We start from the raw sequence: 14,745 nt of genomic DNA on the forward strand, positions 1-14,745 counted from the left end.
CGCGACACGCCGCTGTGACATGTGATGCACCCGGTCAAGATGTTGCTAAGTTTGAACCCCACACCGGGCGCGTCTCCGGAGACCGTTACCCCTTGGGGCGTAGGGCCAGGGTTCAAGAGCCCGGCCTGGCCATCGCCTCCAAGGCTGTCTACGAGCACCACAAGGATCGTTGCGTCGATGACCACGTCGCGAGCAGCTGGCCCAGCCATTAAGGGCTACGCCTACCAGTTCGATCGAACGATAATCGCAATACTTGATCTCGGCCCATCCGAGATGATGACGATCGAAGGCTGCGAAGATTTCGACGTGCACGGCCAAAGCGAAGTGGAGGCCGTCCAGTGTAAATACCACGAGGACACCTCCTTTTCACTTCGAGGTTTGCGCAAGCCCTTGATAGCAATGCTTCGTTCTTTTGCAGAAGGCAAAGAGTATGACTATCGACTATTTGTCCACTATTCCGATCCAGATTTCGTGCCTGACAGTTTGACAGTTTCTGAGATAAAAAAAGCGCTCACGGAGGAGAAGCGAAAAAATCCGGCCACGCTTCTACACTACACAGACTTCTCAGAGTCTACGATAGCTCGCTTTTCCCGCCGCATTAAAATTACGTCCGGTCCGTCTTTTGATGCTCAACGCGAGCTTGCTATGACAGCCCTCAACAAGGCCCTCAGTGGGGCACCTAAAGATGCCCAGGACCTGCACTACGGGAACGCACTCTCGTGCGTAATGGATCTCGCGATTAAGAAGGAGGCAAAGGAGCGAACGATCTCTCGCGCTAGCTTCATCGCTCTGATAGACAAGAAGGATCTTCTGTTTACCCGTTGGCAGGAAGAGATTCTATCTCAGCAGCAACTCGTAAAAGCCATACAGCACAAGATTAACAGAACAGACGCGTTCCGACCCACCCGTTGGCGGTGCCTAGCCCTCACGACCGAGACAAACAGCGTAGAGAACATCTCGGACCTGGCGTACTTTTTAGCAACTTCCCAATTCGCGGACGATTCGCTTGTCGGCGCTAAGCCTTGGACTCTCATAATTGATGGCGGCTCAGAGGATGTGGAACAAGTCAAGCTCGCCCTCCTGCGAGAACAAATAATTTTCAACGACGGCTACGAGCACCTAAGTTTCAGTGTCGAGACGTTTAATCGCCAACCCGTGGTCAACATTGAGCGAAACCATACCAAGAAGATCGGGCTACATTCATATTCTCTCAGAGTTCTCAGTGCCGAGACGTATGCTAAGTACGGCACCGATATAGAAGACATTCATATACTCTTCAGCACAGGACATCTTGCTGAGATAGGTCCCCCCGGCAAGGTGAAGCAGAAAATTCATCTGCCGACGGCAGGCCCTCACGAGATCAAGCAGATAATCAGCAGGAGAAAGCGATGACGGACCTAAGCTCTGTCGCTCAAGTCGTGAGCGTTGCTCCAGACCTCATTCAGGTCGAGGTGCGCTCAACTGTTGAATATCAAAACCTTGATATGCAGATGGAAATCGGAAGCTACCTTAAAATTTCCGATGAGAACGGTCTCTCTGTGGTGGCGATAGTCAGAAGCTATCGAATTAAAGATGTGCTGTCTGACCCAACCGGTCTGAGTATCGGAGAACCCAGTTTTGTCGTTGACGCTCAACCCGTGGGCCGGCTGCAAGACGGAAAGTTCGCTAGAGGAGGCAAGCAGATTGCGATACCACCCACACGCATCGAGATTGCCGGAAAGAGCGTTCTGGACGAGATTTATAGCGGTGTACCTGATAATAAGAAGTTCAGCTTTGGTTCGCTAGCTCAGAACGAGCAGGTTCGACTGATTTTAGATGGAGACAAGTTCTTCGGCAAGCACATCGGCGTAATAGGCTCAACTGGTGCCGGAAAATCTTGTACAGTCGCTAAGATCCTACAAGAAGGCATCAGGCCCTCTGAATCCCAGAAGACAGCAGGTATCCTGAACAACTCCCATGTCATCATTTTCGATCTACATGGTGAGTATCGGACCGCATTCCCGAACGCCCGAATCATCGACACCGACAATCTTCACCTTCCCTACTGGTTGATGAACTCAGAAGAACTCGAAGAGATGTTCATCGAAAGCGCGGAGCATAATTCACACAATCAAATTTCTCAGTTCCGTCAAGCTGTAATTGAGAATAAGCAGCGCCATATGGCAGCCTCCACCAAATCTCCATCTTATGACTCGCCCGTGTATTTTAGCCTGAGCGAGGTGATTAACTATCTCAATAATCTAAATTCCGAGGTCATAGGCAAGCTTGTAGATGAGAACGTACCTAAGCTTGATGACGGAACTCTCGTCAACCGAAGACCGGATTTCTATTTCGAATCACGAAGGCGCTTTGTTCCGAGCTCCACAGGGAAAAACGACAAAGCTTCGAACGGCCCGTTCTATGGCGAGTTTAATCGGTTCTTGATGCGCCTCGAAGCGAGGCTAAACGACAAGCGACTCAGCTTCCTACTGGAGCCGCGAAAGGACAACGGGCAAGAATATGCGACTTGCGATTTGGCGGAGATACTTGGCCAGTTCACTGGATACGGAGGAGCCGTCGAAAGGAACAAGAACGTCACAATCCTAGATCTCAGTGGGATACCCTTTGAAGTACTGAGCGTCGTAGTCTCACTGATAAGCAGAATTGTCTTCACATTTGCGTTCCACTTCAAAAGAAGCCGCCTCTCGGGGGACCAGGATATGCCTTATCTCCTCGTTTATGAGGAGGCACACAACTACATTCCGCGCAGCGATGGAGCAAAGTATAGTTCAGTGAAGAAATCTATTGAGCGCATCGCGAAGGAGGGGCGTAAGTATGGAGTGTCCCTCATGATCGTAAGTCAGCGTCCATCCGAAGTTTCCGAGACGGTTTTCTCCCAGTGTAACAACTTCGTGACAATGAGGCTTACAAATCCAGCTGATCAGAATTACGTCAAACGGCTACTTCCAGACACAGTTAGTGCAATAACCGACACCTTGCCAACTCTCGAAAAACAAGAAGTGATAGTTATCGGGGATTCAGTTTCGATACCTTCACTCATTAGAGTAGACGAGCTTGACCAGCGGCCAGATTCTCGCGATATCAACTTCCATACCGAATGGAAGATGGATTGGCTTAATGTCGCCGTGAAAACAATAGTTGAGAAGTGGCAGACTTAAGCAGGCGAAGATTAGTTGACTACTATGCCAATCTGGGGTTCTCAAGTCGCCGAAAATAGTCTTCGACTCTCAGCCTCATTGACTTGTCCATGGCAAGGCCGGAACGTGTCTTTCGCGACACCCAGCATACCTGGGCAGACTCATCGCTTGGCGCGAGGACTCCGGCAAGGCCCCTGGCAGTTAGCACAACCGAAAATTCCTGTCGCACCTCATTATTGCTGGTGTAGTGAATAACGTGTTTAGGGTCGCTGTAGATGCCTACTAGGCCGGTGATCTCTACGTCTATTCCGGTTTCCTCTTTGGTTTCGCGGATGGCGGCTTGGGTTACGGACTCGCCTAGGTCTATGGCACCGCCTGGTAGGGCCCAGTTGTCGTTGTCGGTGCGGCGGATCATAAGGATCTCGCCCTTGTCATTCTCTACGACGACGTTGACGGCCGGGACGAGGCTGTTGGCCTTGGGGGCGTTGGGATCGTCGTAGTAGTCGATTCTGCGGCCCATGTCAGTCTCCCGGGATGGGTGTGGCGGATTGCCAGACGCGCTCGAAGCTCTCTAGGTAGGTGTTTACCAGGTCTCCACCAGCTATGCGTCTGAGATGCCATACGGGCGCTAGGGCGGCTGTGACGCCGTAGACGTGGGTGTTGACTAGGAGCTGGTCGTCTGCCCTGTAGATGGAGTTGTAGAGGACCGTTTGGTGGAAGCGGAACTCTACGCCGTCCAGCCTGCGGAGGCTCTTGTAGAGAACGAGGGCGTTACGGATTTTCGCTGCCATCGCGTCGTCTACGCCCTCGTCCGTGCCGCGGTCGGCTACTTGGGGGCTGTCCGGGTCACCGAGAAGGATGCGGATGCGGACGCCAGCGCTGGCCTTCTCAGTGAGGGTGCGTTGGATGCCGCTGTCTTCTGACAAGAACAGGCCGGCGTAGACGAGGATGCCGATCTCTTCCTTGGCCGTGGCAAAGAGACGTCCCCATGCGTCCCTTGGGACCGTTGAGCGGTGGGGGTAGATCGTCACTAGCTCGCTGCCGGACGCTGCGGTGACTTGCTCGTTGGTGAGGGCGTCCGGCCAAAGGAACGCTTCGTCCACGCCCAGACGTGAAGCCACTGCGTAGCGATGCCGCCGGTAGGGGGTGCGATCCTTAGTGATCCACCGCTCCACTGTCTTTTGGTCGACACCGATCGACTCGGCGAGCGTGGCGATGGTCAGCCCCTGCTCAAGCAGAGTCGCGCGTAGGCGTTCGTTCGGCATGCACCCGTCCGGATCCCGGGACGTCCTAGGACGCGGTCAACCCTACGAGGACGTCATGAACACGTCCAGTCATGTAGTGATCTCGTCCCCCAGGTCAGGCGCACTCTCGGTCTCGTAAGTCGCCAACCGCCCGTATTGCCTCCACTGGAAACGGGCCTTACGAGAGGAGTGATCACGAATGATCCTCGTCCTGGCCTCCGTCATCGCCGTCTTCCTCGCTGGCTCCACCTGCGGAATCTTCGCCATGCTCGTCATCGGCATCCACTCCGAGGAGCGTCGGGCCGCCCGTGGCCGCGTCGCCTCGTCGCGGGTCGGCTCCGTCTCACGGCGGGTCCTCCGCACGGAGACGTGTGACGACGTCCCGATGGTGGGGCGGTGAGCGTGCGTCTGCCTCGTGTGATCACGGCTCATTCGTGTGTGTGCGGCGCCCATGTCGAGCGCGGCAGCCAACGGTGCCGCAAGTGCCGTTCCCGCGCCCGATGGCTGCGGCGGGGGCGCGGCTCGCGGTATGCGGGTCCCTGGTTCCAAGAGGGGCCGTGACCGTTTCCATTCCGCTCGTCGCAATTCTGGGAATCGTCGTCTGGTTCGCCTGGCGCTACATGGGGCTTCGTGCCTGGCACGTGCTCTTGTGCCTGCTGTTCGGGTTCTTCCTCGCCGCGACGAGCGCGGCCCCAGAGATCCGGCGGCTTGTAGCCGTCCTCGTCCAATCGCTGAGCCGCGCTGGCTGAAGGGAGTGATGCCCTAGTGTCAGACAGTTCCGAGCAACTCAAGATCGATCTTCAGGAGGTCCGTGCCCGCAATCTCACCGCACGCGAGATCCTCTCCGCCTTGTCGGACGCAATGCCGTCCGCTGGAGATCTGTGGCTTCGCCTCAATAGCGCACTCGGCGACATCTCCGCTCTGATCTCCGAGACCACCCGACTCGTAGCGGCCCTGGCGAAGGTCCGTCGGGACCGCGCCAACCTGGTCGCTGCCGGCCGCGCCACGTTGAACGCCGCTCACGACGCCGAGCCGGACCCGTTGTATTACTTGCGGGACGAGCTGCGCGCGCAAGGACACCTTCCCCCCGGCCCTTGGGGGCGGTCTTGAACCGATCGCGCAAGATCCAACGCCATGCGCGGAAGTTGCGGCGCAACGGCCTTCAGCCGGTGGTCATACTCGACAGGGACGACCGGTTGCCAGACGTGGCGGTTGTTCTCATCGTGCGCGCTCTGTGGCGCTACCGGTCCGAACTCGCACCGTTCTACTCCGGGTTCATGCTCGCGTTGGGTGGCACGGTCCTCCACATCACGCACTCCAAGTGGTGGCCGTGTCTACTCAGTGTTGCCACCGTGGCGACGTGGATTCTGGCGCTGTTCGGCAATCGGCTTGGGCTCGTGCTGCCTAGTGAGCGGCTGTACGCGGCTGTCGTCGTCATGAGTGGGGGTGGCTGGCTCGCTGCCGTCACCGCTCTCGGTATCGCCTTCTCCCCCCTTCTGTGGGCACTCGTGGGAGGTGGGGTTCTGCTCGCCATCCCGTGGTGGCTCCACCGAAGACGGCGATCCAAGGTGCGCGTCGATCGGCAAATAGCCGCATGGCCTGATATCGCAGAGTCGGTCGGTCTGCGCGGCTCGCGTGTGCAGTCCGCGGTGGTGGACGTCTGGGGATGGCGTGCCCGGTTCGCGTTGGCACGTGGTCAGACCATCCAGGACGTCACAGCGAGGGTTCCTGCGATTGAGTCGGCACTTGGGACGTTTCGAGGAGCTGTGCGTGTCTTTCCCACACGGGATGCCAAGGCCAACCGGTTCGAGCTGCGTGTGCTGGACGCCGATCCGCACGCTGAGGCGATTCCGTGGCCGGGAGCATCTGTCGCCTCCATCGTCGAACCGATCGACCTGGGGCCGTTTGAGGACGCTAGTAGCGCGCGTGTTCTGCTGCTGCGCCGGCATGCGCTCATCGGGGGCGTGGCCGGTTCGGGCAAGAGCGGCGGCATTAACGTCCTGATGGGGAACCTCAGCGCGTGTCGGGACGCGGTCATCTGGGCCATCGACCTCAAGCGCGGTATGGAACTGCGACCGTGGGCATCTTGCATCGATCGCCTCGCGACAACCCCGGATCAGGCCCGCATGATGCTTCGCGATGCCGTGGTCGTCCTTGAGGGGCGTGCACAGTGGCTCGCAGCCCAAGGGCGACGCGTGTGGGACCCTTCGCCGGACTATCCCGCACTCGTGATCATTGTGGACGAGTACGCCGAACTCGCGGACGACGCCCCCGAAGCTGCCGGCGACACTGACTCCATCGCACGGCGCGGACGAGCCGTAGCCGTGACCCTCATCGCAGCGACTCAGCGGCCCACGCAGAAGGCGATGGGAAAGGGTGCCGTCCGGTCACAAATGGACGTGCGTATCTGCTTCCGCGTCCGTGAGCGGAGAGACGTCGACCTCATCCTTGGGCAAGGGATGCTCGGCGCAGGATGGCACGCCCACACCCTCGATGCGCCCGGCAAGTTCTTGCTGTCTGCGCCGGAGCACGACACGCCCCAGCGCGGGCGCGCGTATCTCCTGACGGACGCTGCGGTGAGCGCGGCCGCCGAGCATCATGCTGCGCTGCGTCCGGGGCTGGACGTGGTCTCTCGCGAGGCGCTGGAGGAGGGACGCTCAAAGTTCGTCGACGCAGCCGTGGCTCCGTCCCCTCGTAGGGCACTGTCGGGGGACGAGCACGCCGAGACGGCGCTAGGAGAGGCGTTGGAGGGTGCACCGATCGAGGGGACCTCGGTCGCTCATCTTTTGATGCTCACGGGGATGAGCCGACCAACCCTCTACCGGCGGCTCAACGATCTCGTGAAGTCCGGCCGAGCGGTTCAGGTGGGACGCGGACGCTACAAGGCGTCCGATCACGCTTAGTGATCGTCTCAATGTCTCATCTCACGCGTGCGCCTGCACGTATGGGCGAGAGAGACGGCCGTGAGACGAGACCGAGACGAGCACCCAACGTAGTCAAGGAGATGATCCGCACTCACATCATCACGCCCCGGGACCGACACCGGGTGAAAGGAGGTGGTGACCTTTGCAGGCGTACACCGTCGAGCAAGTGGCCGAGATCCTCAGCATCGGACGGGACAAGGTCTACTTCCTGATCCGCACCGGTCAACTGCGCAGCATCAAGATCGGCAAGCTTCGCCGCATCACTGATCAGCACCTCACCGAGTTCGTCAGCTCCCTGGAAGAGCCCTGCCTCGAAGAGACGCGCTGAACCGCGCCCTGGGAGGTCCGAAATCGCCACCCACAAGACAGGGACGTCTTGGGACGTCTTGAGTTAGGGTCAGTGGTGACCTCGCAAGAGACAAGGAGGGATCCGTTGGCACAGATTTCGATCGGCAGCTACGACGGAACCATCTACGAGGAAGGCGATGGATACACCGGCGCGCTCGAACTCGGGACCGGCCCGAACGGCAAGCGCAAGCGGCTCAAGAGGAAGGGACGCACCAAGACGGAGGTCAAGAACAAGCTCAAGGAAGCCGTCGATGAGCTGGACAAGGGCGTCAAGACCGACCGCAACTACTACGTCCGCGACGCAGTAGAGGACTGGCTCACCGCGTTCGCCAAGTCCGGGAAGTCAACGTCAACGTACGACGTCTACCGGTCCCTTGCGGATCACCAACTCATTCCGTTCATCGGTGCGACACGTCTCAAGAAGCTGTCCGCTGATGACGTCGAGACCTGGCTCAACGGCAGGGCCGAGCACCTCACCTCGTCCTCGCTTGGGATCGTGCACGGCGTTCTCAAGAGGTCGATCCGCCGGGCAGCGCGCCATGACCGCATCGGCAGGAACGTCGCCGAACTGGTGGACACGCCAGACGGCAAGGCTGGCCGCAAGTCGCACTCACTCAGCCTGCAACAGGCCACCGCGCTACTCGGCGAGGCAGGCAAGCCCGAACATCGAATCGGCGCGTACGTCGTCCTCGCGATCGTCTCAGGGCTCCGCACAGAGGAACTCCGTACCCTCAAGTGGAGTGACGTCGACCTCGACAAGGCGACCGTTTACGTCCTGCGAGCCGACCGGCACAGGGGCGAGACCAAGACGAAGCTCAGCCGTCGTGGTCTCGGTGTCGCCGACATGGCCGTGCACGCACTCCGCAGCCTCAAGACGAGACAGGCGGCCGAAAAGCTCAAGGCCGGGGAGGCATATGAAGACCGCAACCTCGTGTTCTGCCACGAGGACGGTCGCCCGTACGCACGCCAACACGTCCACCACCGGTTCGGCAAGCTGATCAAAGCGGCGGGGCTCAACCCGACCGAGTGGTGTCCCCGCGAACTGAGGCACACGTTCGTGTCCATCATGAGTGACCACGACGTCCCGATAGAGAAGATCAGCGTCCTCGTGGGGCACTCCAGCACGAAGATCACCGAGACCGTCTATCGTCACCAGCTCAAGCCGGAGATCCGCGACGGCGCTGAGCACATGAACGACATCTTCACCCGCAAGGCCACGTCCGCGTAGGTGCGCGGCTCCCGAATCGGCTCCCCACGCCTTAAGACGAGAAACCTCCGCTCTCCCACCTGCGGCGCTTCAAGATCCATCCTTGCGCCCGTTTTAAGGAAGCGTTGAGTCTGCGATTCGCTGGTCCGGGGGTGGGGGCGATGAGTTCCGGGTGGTTCGGTGGTCTGCCTGTCCATGACGACGAAGCTGCCGGCGGAGCCGGTCATCGTGGAGCGTCCCGCCGTCCCCTATGTGGCGATGAGGCGGGACGTCACGCTCACCACGTTCGCGCGGATCGCCGACCGGATCCCGGTGGTCCTGGAGTGGCTCTCCGGACGCGGGATCGCGCCCGCCGGGGCGCCGTTCCTCAGGTACAACGTCATCGACATGGCGGGCACGCTGGAGGTCGAGGGCGGCGTGCCGCTGGCGGCGGCCGTCGAGGGCGAGGGCGAGATCTTCCCCGGCACGCTCCCCGCCGGGCGGTACGTCACGTACACCCATACCGGCCACCCCGACCAGCTGGTCGACGTCACGGCCGCCGTGCTCGGCTGGGGGACGGACCAGGGCCTCGCGTGGGACAGGGAGGACGGGGAGCGCGGCGAGCGGTGGGCGTGCCGCCTGGAGGTCTTCAAGACGCATCCGCTGGAGGTGCCCGACCCCAACGACTGGGTGACCGACGTCACGCTGAAAGTGGCCGACGCCTGACCGGGTGCCTCCGCGGCCCCTAGGATGGTCCGCCGGGAGGTGGTGGACCGTGGGCAAGCACAACAAGCCGGCGACGCGCTCGTGCCCCGGCTGCGACGGCACCGGGACGAGCACCGCCACCGGCGTGCGCTGCAACGTCTGCCGAGGGACGGGACGGATATGAGGTTCCCGCCCGACGGCTGCTCCTTCGAGGTCCGGTACACGCTGGGCCGCCGCGGCACCGGCCTGGAGAGCTTCCCTGACGAGTACGCCCTGGGCCGGTGGTTCGGTTCGATGACGGCCGAGGGCGTGTTCGTCCCCGAGGAGTTCGCCGTCCCGGACGAGGACGGCCGCAACGGCTACCAGATCTTCTGCGTCACCGAGACGGGGCGGGTCGCGATCAGCTACTTCCACCCCCGCCTGGTCCGCGGGCGCATCGAGGGCGCCCGTCAGCCCGTCACCGACTGACGCGCCAGGCGGCCGAGGGCCGCGGACGCGGCGTCGTCGGCGGGCAGGTAGACGACGAGGCGCTGGTCGCCGGACACCGAGAGGTCGAGCGTCTCGTAGGCCAGCCGGATCTCCCCCGCGTCCGGGTGCACGAACCGCTCGACGCCCGTGCGCGCGGGGAGGCGGGGCGGGGCCTTCGCCCGGTCGCGGAACGGTACGCCCGCGGTGACGGCCAGCTCGTCCGCGAGGTTCGCCAGGTGCGGGTCGGCGGCGGCGGAGCCCGCGCGCAGGAGTGCCACGCGCTCGTCGGCGACGCGGTCCCAGTCCGGGTAGGCGGCCTTGGCGCGGGGGTCGGTGAACAGGTACCGGACGAGGTTCGGCGGCCGGGTGTCCAGGGCGCCGGCCGGGCCGGTGAGGCTTGCGTAGCCGTCCGTCCAGGCGAGGATGTCGCAGAGCCGGTTGACCAGGATCGCGGGTGCCGGCTCCAGCCGTTCCAGGACGGCACGGACGGTCGGGCGCACCGCGTCCGCGGGCGGCGCGCAGCAGCCCGCGTCGTCGCCCGACTTGGACAGGATCCGCAGGTGGAGACGTTCGTCGGGGGACATCCGCAGCGCGTCGGCGAGCGCTCCGAGCACCGCCGCCGACGGACGGCGGTCCCGGCCCTGCTCCAGCCGCGAGAGGTACTCGACGCTGAGCCCGGCCAGTGTGGCCAGCTCGGCGCGGCGCAGCCCCGGTGTCCGGCGTCGGCCGCCTTCGGGCAGCCCGACCTGGGCGGGGGTGACGGCCTCGCGGGATGCCCGCAGGAAGGCGCCCAGTTCGTTGGCACTCACAGTCGGAATCTACCGGTACCGGCCGCCCCTCCCGTGCGGGCATGATGGCCGCATGGCCTGGACCGCACCGGTGATCACCCGGGAGCTGAAGCCGCTGGCGACGCTGACCGGGGACGAGCGGACGCTCGTCGACGGCTGGCTCGACCTGGAACGCGAGACGCTGCTGTGGAAATGCGGCGGGCTGACGCCGGCGCAGCTCAAGCGGCGCTGCGTCGAGCCGTCCGGGCTGTCGCTGCTCGGCCTCGTCCGGCACATGGCCGAGGTGGAGCGGGACTGGTTCCGCACCAGGTTCGCCGGTGAGCGGGTCGGCTACCTCTACTGCACCGACGACGACCTCGACGCGGAGTTCGACGTCGAGGACGCCGACGCGGAGGCGGACCTCGCCGCGTACCTGCGGGAGATCGAGGCGTGCCGCCGGGTGACGTCCGGGCGGTCCCTCGACGAGGTGTCCATCGATCCCCGGCGCGACGCGGAGATGAGCCTGCGCTGGGTCTACTCGGCGATGCTCGTGGAGTACGCCCGCCACAACGGGCACGCCGACCTGCTGCGTGAGCGCATCGACGGCGCGACCGGCCACTGACGGCGTGGCGGTCCTGTCAGGCCGTTCGGCGGTGAACATGCCACGGGCATTTGAAGATCTTTCGCCGCGGCCCGAGTAGTGGTTGAATCCACGGTTATGTGGCCCTCGTCACAAAGATCACTTCCGTGGCGACGGTGGTATCAGCCGGGGGTTCCCGCCGACGTCGGCATTCCCGATGTCCCCGTCACGCGGCTGCTCGACGACGCCGCCGAGCGGTATCCGCGCAGGCCGGCGCTGCTGTTCCTCGGCCGGCGGATCGGCTACCGGGAGCTGCGCACGGCCGTGGACCGGTTCGCGGACGGGCTGCACCGGCTGGGCGTGCAGCCGGGCGACCGGGTCGCGCTGATCCTCCCCAACTGCCCGCAGCAGGTCATCGCGTTCTACGGCGTGCTGCGCCGGGGCGCCATCGCGGTGCAGCACAACCCGCGCTACACCGAGGAGGAGATGCTCCGCCAGCTCGCCGACTGCGGTGCCCGGACCGCCGTGGTGCTGGATCGCTCCTACCCGACCGTGCGCGCGGTCAGGGGGAGGCTGGAGCTGGAGCACGTGATCGTCACGTCCCTGATCGAGTTCCTCCCGGCGGTCCGGAAGGCGGCCCTGCGGCTGCCGCTGGCGCGGATACGGCGCAGGCGCGCCGCCGTCGTGCAGGACGTCCCGGACGACCCGGGCGTCGTCCGGTTCCGCGACATGCAGCGCCCGGTGCGGCGGCACGTCCGGCAGCTCCCGGTGGAGCCGGCGCGGGACCTGGCGGCGATCCAGTACACGGGCGGGACGAAGGGGCGCCCCAAGGGCGCGATGCTCACGCACCGGAACCTGGTCGCGAACGCGTGCCAGCAGAAGGCGTGGGACCCCGGCGGGCGCCCGGGGCAGGACGTCACGCTGGGGGTCCTGCCGCTGTTCCACTCGTTCGGGATGATGAACTGCATGATCGCGCCGGCGCTGTCGGCCGGGGCCGTGGTGCTGCTGCCCCGCTTCGACCGCGACCGCGTGCTCAAGGCGATCCGGCGGCACCGGCCGACGATCTTCCCGGGCGTGCCGACCCTGTACGACCAGGTGCTCGACAGCCCGCGTTTCCGCCCGTCGGACCTGCGCTCGCTGCGGGTCTTCGTCTCGGGCGCCATGGCGCTCGGGCAGGCGACCATCGACCGGATGGAGCGGGTGGGCGCGCGCGAGCTGATCCAGTGCTACGGGCTCACCGAGGCGTCCCCGGGGGTGACCGGCAACCCGCTGGGCGGCGGCGCCCGCAACCTGACCGTGGGCGTGCCCCTGCCGATGACGGACGCGGTCATCGTGGACACCGAGGAGCCGACCCGCGTCCTGCGGCCCGGCGAGGCGGGTGAGCTGGTCGTGCGCGGTCCGCAGGTGTTCGTCGGCTACTGGAACGCACCACTCGCCACGGCCCAGACCCTGTCCAAGGGGTGGCTCCGCACCGGTGACATCGCGGTGATGGACGAGGAGGGCTTCGTCACCATCCTGGAGCGCCACCGGGACATGATCAAGGTGAGCGGGTTCAGCGTGTCCCCGTCGGAGGTCGAGCGGGTGCTGCGCCGCCATCCGGCCGTCCACGAGTGCGCGGTGGTCGGCGTCCCCGACCCGCGGCGCGGTGAGCGGGTCGTGGCGCACGTCGTGGAGCACCCCGCCTACCCTTTTTCGTCGGACGAGCTGCGCCGTCATTGCGAGCGCTACCTGTCGCACTACAAGGTCCCCAGCGAGTTCCGCCCGCGGACGGACCTGCCCAGGAACACCCTGGGGAAGGTCGTCCGGCAGCGGCTCCGGGACGAGGACGCGGGTCCCGCCGCATGGCGCGAGTGAGCCTCGGGCGAGTGAGGACCGGGCGCGAGTAAGGATCGGGCGTCCCGCGCAGGTGGTTGACTGTGCGGGTGCATACCGAGACCGCTCCGTCCGCCCTCTTCGCCCGGCTTGCCGAGATCGGGCGCGACCCGTCCCTCGCCGGGCTGGACGGCGCGGACAGGGCGCCGGGCGCCGTCGCGGGTTCTGGCGCCGTCCCCGCTCCTGCGCCGCCCGCGGAGCCGGAGACGCTGTACGACCGCCACGGGGTGCTGGTCGTACGGGTGGCCGGCGTCGTGGTGAAGGCGCACCAGCCCGACCGCGAGTACGGGGCCCCCTTCCTTGAGCGGACCCGGCTGGCCGCGGCGTTGCGGCACATCGTGGTGGGGCCGCTGGCCCCGCCGGTCGAGGTGGACGGCCGGACGGTCACCGTCTCGCCCTACGGCGACCCCGTGGACCCCGAAGAGGAACTCCCCTGGGAGGAGGGGGCGCGCCTGCTGGCGGCCCTCCACGCGGTCCCCGTGCCAGAGGACGCGCCGCGCTGGGGGCGTCCGGCGCGGGTGGCCCGCCTGGTGTCACGGCTGGGGAGCGGCACCGCCGAGGACGTGGTGCGCCGCGCGTTCGCCACGCTGCCCGCCTGGGTCCGGGGTGAGGCCGGTGAGCCGCCCGGGCAGGGCGAGTGCCTGATCCACGGGGACTGGCACCTCGGCCAGATGGTCCGCTGCGGGGACGGCCGGTGGCGCCTGATCGACATCGAGGACCTCGGCAAGGGCGTCCCGGCATGGGATCTGGCGAGGCCGGCGGCGCTGTACTCGGCGGGGGTCCTGTCCCCTGACGAATGGGCGCGGTTCCTCGCGGCGTACAGGGCGGCGCGGGGGCCCGCGGTGCCCGCCGAGGGCGACCCCTGGGGGGCGCTGGACCTGCCCGCGCGAAGTCTGGCGATCCAGATCGCCGCCACGTGCGTCCTATCAGCGGGAAGGGAAGATCGGCCACTCGACGGCCCGGAGCAGGCGATGGTCGACGCCTGCGCGAGAATATCCACAGCGGGGCACCCTGCATGACGTGGCGGGGAACCTGCCCTACATTTAGCTCTACCTGGGGATCCAGATCGGAAGGACGACAAGGCGATGCACTGCCCTAAGTGTCGTGGCGTGATGCGGACCTACACCCGCAGCGGCGTCCACATCGAGCAATGTGACAGCTGCCGGGGCATCTTCCTCGACTACGGCGAGCTGGAGGCCCTGAGCCAGATGGAGGCCCAGTACCGGGCCGCTCCCCCGGCCCCCGCGCCGGGATGGGGGGCGCAGCCGGGGGCGGTGCACCACCATCACCACGGCGGGCACCACCGCCCCCACCGCGGCAGCGTCTTCAACATGCTGTTCTCGACCTGACCGGTCGCGATGTCACGGCGGCCCGCCCCCCAAGGCGGGCCGCCTGACCGTCCCTCTCACAGTCGCGGGACGGCTCTCCCTGTGCCCCAAGCCGACCCGACTCACGGACACGGGCCAGCCCGACTCACAGTCGCGGGCCAGCCCGGCTTATAGACGCGGGACGGG

17 protein-coding genes are annotated in these 14,745 nt (G+C 64.6%); 14 read left to right on the plus strand and 3 right to left on the minus strand.

Annotated features, from left to right (window positions below; all coding sequences use genetic code 11):
• Positions 1-177: 177 nt before the first annotated feature.
• Together AGRA3207_RS06885 and AGRA3207_RS06890 are read left to right on the plus strand one after the other, a co-directional pair.
• On the plus strand, positions 178-1,392 hold the full coding sequence (locus tag AGRA3207_RS06885) for a hypothetical protein (RefSeq protein ID WP_231333709.1): 1,215 nt from the start codon (positions 178-180) through the stop codon (positions 1,390-1,392).
• Positions 1,389-3,158 (plus strand): ATP-binding protein, encoded by a 1,770-nt coding sequence (locus tag AGRA3207_RS06890; RefSeq protein WP_231333710.1) that lies wholly within the window; start codon positions 1,389-1,391, stop codon positions 3,156-3,158. The genes AGRA3207_RS06885 and AGRA3207_RS06890 overlap by 4 nt, the downstream gene beginning before the upstream one ends.
• 22 nt (positions 3,159-3,180) lie before the next feature.
• On the opposite strand, the gene AGRA3207_RS06895 is transcribed toward AGRA3207_RS06890, so the two are convergent.
• Together AGRA3207_RS06895 and AGRA3207_RS06900 are read right to left on the minus strand one after the other, a co-directional pair.
• Positions 3,181-3,657 (minus strand): NUDIX domain-containing protein, encoded by a 477-nt coding sequence (locus AGRA3207_RS06895; RefSeq protein WP_231333711.1) that lies wholly within the window; start codon positions 3,655-3,657, stop codon positions 3,181-3,183.
• Between the two features lies 1 nt (position 3,658).
• On the minus strand, positions 3,659-4,402 hold the full coding sequence (locus AGRA3207_RS06900; protein ID WP_231333712.1) for an XRE family transcriptional regulator: 744 nt from the start codon (positions 4,400-4,402) through the stop codon (positions 3,659-3,661).
• Between the two features lie 178 nt (positions 4,403-4,580).
• Here AGRA3207_RS06900 and AGRA3207_RS06905 point away from each other — a divergent pair, with 178 nt between their 5' ends.
• The 8 genes from AGRA3207_RS06905 (at position 4,581) to AGRA3207_RS06940 (ending at position 10,012) form a co-directional block, all read left to right on the plus strand.
• A complete protein-coding gene (locus AGRA3207_RS06905; RefSeq protein WP_231333713.1) occupies positions 4,581-4,781 on the plus strand; it encodes a hypothetical protein in 201 nt (66 codons plus the stop codon).
• 157 nt (positions 4,782-4,938) lie between these two features.
• Positions 4,939-5,130, plus strand: coding sequence for a hypothetical protein (locus tag AGRA3207_RS06910; protein ID WP_231333714.1), 192 nt, complete (start codon positions 4,939-4,941; stop codon positions 5,128-5,130).
• Positions 5,131-5,146: 16 nt separating this feature from the next.
• Positions 5,147-5,491, plus strand: a complete 345-nt coding sequence (locus AGRA3207_RS06915; RefSeq protein WP_231333715.1) for a hypothetical protein — start codon at positions 5,147-5,149, stop codon at positions 5,489-5,491.
• On the plus strand, positions 5,488-7,284 hold the full coding sequence (locus AGRA3207_RS06920) for a cell division protein FtsK (RefSeq protein WP_231333716.1): 1,797 nt from the start codon (positions 5,488-5,490) through the stop codon (positions 7,282-7,284). The genes AGRA3207_RS06915 and AGRA3207_RS06920 overlap by 4 nt, the downstream gene beginning before the upstream one ends.
• Before the next feature lie 187 nt (positions 7,285-7,471).
• Positions 7,472-7,633: a helix-turn-helix domain-containing protein gene (locus AGRA3207_RS06925; protein ID WP_231333717.1), complete on the plus strand. Its 162-nt coding sequence runs from the start codon at positions 7,472-7,474 to the stop codon at positions 7,631-7,633.
• Positions 7,634-7,738: 105 nt separating this feature from the next.
• Positions 7,739-8,881 carry a site-specific integrase gene (locus AGRA3207_RS06930; protein ID WP_231333718.1) on the plus strand — a complete coding sequence of 381 codons (1,143 nt, stop codon included), beginning with the start codon at positions 7,739-7,741 and terminating at the stop codon, positions 8,879-8,881.
• 174 nt (positions 8,882-9,055) lie between these two features.
• On the plus strand, positions 9,056-9,565 hold the full coding sequence (locus AGRA3207_RS06935; RefSeq protein WP_231333719.1) for a GyrI-like domain-containing protein: 510 nt from the start codon (positions 9,056-9,058) through the stop codon (positions 9,563-9,565).
• 159 nt (positions 9,566-9,724) lie between these two features.
• The gene (locus AGRA3207_RS06940) at positions 9,725-10,012 is read left to right on the plus strand and encodes a hypothetical protein (protein ID WP_231333720.1); all 288 of its coding nucleotides are present in this window, start codon (positions 9,725-9,727) and stop codon (positions 10,010-10,012) included.
• Here the strand turns inward: AGRA3207_RS06940 and AGRA3207_RS06945 are convergent.
• The gene (locus tag AGRA3207_RS06945; RefSeq protein WP_231333721.1) at positions 9,994-10,821 is read right to left on the minus strand and encodes a helix-turn-helix domain-containing protein; all 828 of its coding nucleotides are present in this window, start codon (positions 10,819-10,821) and stop codon (positions 9,994-9,996) included. The two genes, AGRA3207_RS06940 and AGRA3207_RS06945, sit on opposite strands and share 19 nt — an antisense overlap.
• Before the next feature lie 52 nt (positions 10,822-10,873).
• Between AGRA3207_RS06945 and AGRA3207_RS06950 the strand changes: the two genes are divergently transcribed.
• The 4 genes from AGRA3207_RS06950 (at position 10,874) to AGRA3207_RS06965 (ending at position 14,580) form a co-directional block, all read left to right on the plus strand.
• Entirely contained in the window at positions 10,874-11,401 is a 528-nt protein-coding gene (locus AGRA3207_RS06950) for a DinB family protein (RefSeq protein ID WP_231333722.1), read from the plus strand.
• A gap of 96 nt (positions 11,402-11,497) precedes the next feature.
• A complete protein-coding gene (locus AGRA3207_RS06955) occupies positions 11,498-13,213 on the plus strand; it encodes an AMP-binding protein (RefSeq protein WP_231333723.1) in 1,716 nt (571 codons plus the stop codon).
• Between the two features lie 68 nt (positions 13,214-13,281).
• On the plus strand, positions 13,282-14,250 hold the full coding sequence (locus AGRA3207_RS06960) for a phosphotransferase family protein (RefSeq protein ID WP_231333724.1): 969 nt from the start codon (positions 13,282-13,284) through the stop codon (positions 14,248-14,250).
• A 66-nt stretch (positions 14,251-14,316) separates the two neighbouring features.
• The gene (locus tag AGRA3207_RS06965) at positions 14,317-14,580 is read left to right on the plus strand and encodes a TFIIB-type zinc ribbon-containing protein (protein ID WP_273700013.1); all 264 of its coding nucleotides are present in this window, start codon (positions 14,317-14,319) and stop codon (positions 14,578-14,580) included.
• Positions 14,581-14,745: the final 165 nt, after the last annotated feature.

Source organism: Actinomadura graeca (genome assembly GCF_019175365.1).
In the GTDB taxonomy this organism is placed as follows: domain Bacteria; phylum Actinomycetota; class Actinomycetes; order Streptosporangiales; family Streptosporangiaceae; genus Spirillospora; species Spirillospora graeca.

Excerpts from the sequence above, each read along its gene's own strand:
- AGRA3207_RS06885 (WP_231333709.1), top strand. The coding sequence starts at position 178 with ATGACCACGTCGCGAGCAGCTGGCCCAGCCATTAAGGGCTACGCCTAC.
- AGRA3207_RS06890 (WP_231333710.1), top strand. The coding sequence starts at position 1,389 with ATGACGGACCTAAGCTCTGTCGCTCAAGTCGTGAGCGTTGCTCCAGAC.
- AGRA3207_RS06895 (WP_231333711.1), bottom strand. The coding sequence starts at position 3,657 with ATGGGCCGCAGAATCGACTACTACGACGATCCCAACGCCCCCAAGGCC.
- AGRA3207_RS06900 (WP_231333712.1), bottom strand. The coding sequence starts at position 4,402 with ATGCCGAACGAACGCCTACGCGCGACTCTGCTTGAGCAGGGGCTGACC.
- AGRA3207_RS06905 (WP_231333713.1), top strand. The coding sequence starts at position 4,581 with ATGATCCTCGTCCTGGCCTCCGTCATCGCCGTCTTCCTCGCTGGCTCC.
- AGRA3207_RS06935 (WP_231333719.1), top strand. The coding sequence starts at position 9,056 with ATGACGACGAAGCTGCCGGCGGAGCCGGTCATCGTGGAGCGTCCCGCC.
- AGRA3207_RS06940 (WP_231333720.1), top strand. The coding sequence starts at position 9,725 with ATGAGGTTCCCGCCCGACGGCTGCTCCTTCGAGGTCCGGTACACGCTG.
- AGRA3207_RS06950 (WP_231333722.1), top strand. The coding sequence starts at position 10,874 with ATGGCCTGGACCGCACCGGTGATCACCCGGGAGCTGAAGCCGCTGGCG.
- AGRA3207_RS06955 (WP_231333723.1), top strand. The coding sequence starts at position 11,498 with ATGTGGCCCTCGTCACAAAGATCACTTCCGTGGCGACGGTGGTATCAG.
- AGRA3207_RS06965 (WP_273700013.1), top strand. The coding sequence starts at position 14,317 with ATGCACTGCCCTAAGTGTCGTGGCGTGATGCGGACCTACACCCGCAGC.